The organism is Arthrobacter sp. NPDC080073 (genome assembly GCF_040686575.1).
In the GTDB taxonomy this organism is placed as follows: Bacteria; Actinomycetota; Actinomycetes; order Actinomycetales; family Micrococcaceae; genus Arthrobacter.
The window spans coordinates 1-1,815 of record NZ_JBFBKR010000049.1 but is presented as its reverse complement, the minus strand read 5'-3'; the positions used below and the strand labels follow the sequence as shown (position 1 = coordinate 1,815).

1 protein-coding gene is annotated in these 1,815 nt (G+C 66.4%); it reads right to left on the bottom strand.

Going from position 1 to position 1,815, the window contains the following annotated elements; all coding sequences use genetic code 11:
• Positions 1–212 precede the first annotated feature (212 nt).
• A complete protein-coding gene (locus AB0O52_RS23270; RefSeq protein ID WP_364542969.1) occupies positions 213–1,769 on the bottom strand; it encodes an IS1182 family transposase in 1,557 nt (518 codons plus the stop codon).
• Between the last annotated feature and the right edge of the window lie 46 nt (positions 1,770–1,815).

The window sequence follows — 1,815 nt, the reverse complement described above, 5'->3', positions numbered from 1 at the left end:
CTAGGAGACTGCTGAACTAATTGCTTTGAGGGGCTGGTCCGGGGCGTTCATGTGTTCCGGGCCAGCCCTTTGTCATTTGTCTGGGTTTTCGGGACTGGATCGTTTTGGGTGGTTTCGGGCTTTTGGCGCCTGCTGACCGGGTGGGGGTTGTTTCCGGTCCGCCGTGAGAGGCCTGTTTCTGGCTTCTGGCTTCTGGCCTCTGGCCTACGGTTTCAGGCGATGGCCCAGGCTCCGTGTTCGCTGGTGAGCCCGAGCTTCAGGAGGCGTTTGAGGTTTACTGCGGCGATGCGCAGTTGCCACCAGGCGTGGTTTTTCGTGGTTCCGCGGTAGCGCAGGCGCCGGTTGTCTTTCACGAGCCAGGCGATGGAGCGTTCGACCATGGGCCGGTGGCGCGTGTAGTCGACCTGGAAGCTGTTTTTTTGAGCTGCGGTGCGGTGCTCGCGCATCAGGGCGTGCTCGGGATGCAGCTCGATCTTCCGGCCCCGGGCTGCGGTCGTGCAGCGGGACTTCAGCGGGCAACCGGTGCAGCCTGCGCCGAACGTGACATATCCCTTGGCGGTGATCGTGCGCACCAGCCCGTTGGGGCAAGTCAGCGTTCCGGCCTGCTGATCGTAGGTGAAGTCATCAATCGTGAATCCGCCCTCGATCGCCCGGGCCAGGGGCTTGGGCTTGATCAACGCGGTGTGCCCGGCCGCGGCCAGGGCCCTGAGCAGTTCTCCGGTTCCATAGGCCGAGTCCGCCAGCACCTGCACGCCGGTGGTGATCGTCTGATCCTGCTCCAAAAGCATGGCCCCGGCTTCGGCGTCGGTGGCGCTCTCGCCCGCGGCCTTGGTGAGCGCCGCGGCGGTCACCAGTCCGGTGTCCGGTTCAATCACGATGTGGGCCTTGTACCCGTCCCGGCGGTCTTCCCGGGTCTTATGCGCATGCCGGGCATCGGGGTCCACGGTCGATATCACCCGGTCCGGGACGACTTTCCTGGCGATCCGCCACCGCCCGTCCATCCCGTCTGAATCCTCGGCCGGTTCCACGTCCTGCCCGGCGACAAGGGCCAGCAGCGCGTAAGCATCAGCGGCCCTGCCATCCAGGGTCTCGGGATCGACCGCCGCAAGCAGGGCCATGGCGTCGGTGACCAGGGCCGAGATCAGCCCGTCCTTGGCGTCCCGGTCATCCCAGACGATGTCAGGCTTGCCCGTCCGGGTGTAGTCATACCCCCTCGCCTGGGTGGCGATCAGGTCCTGCCCGCCGGGGACGTCACGGCCGAAACGGCGGATGCCCGCGATCAGCTGCGTGAGGGTGTCCTGCCTGGCGACCGCGTCGTCCAGGACCGTGGAGTCCATCGCCCGCCGGCGCTTCCCCTTCAGTACCCCGGTCTCGGCGACGACCTCGGCGATGGCCTCCATGACCCGGTGCGGGTTCTCCGAGGCGGCCAAGCGCCTGCGCCAGTACGTCAGCGTGCTCGGGTGAAACGCCGTATCAGTGAGCCCGTACCCGCACGCGGCCTTCCACCGCAGATCAAAAGTCAGCGCCTCGGCGGTTTCCCGGTCCGACAAACCCTGCAGTGCCTGCAGCACCAGCACCGAACCGATCACCGGGGCCGGAACCGAAGGCCGGCCCCGCTGCGACGGGAACAGGTCCTCCATCATCGAATCCGGGAACAAACGCCCCCGGTTCCGGGCCAGAAAAGCAAAAACGCTGCCCGGGGCCAACAACTCCCCGGCCAGCGCCTCGACATCCAAATACCCACGCTGCGCGTCTTCGCGTCCCTGCATAAGCCCAGTCTTAACCACCCAGCTCACCAGTCCAGCCGACGCGCCC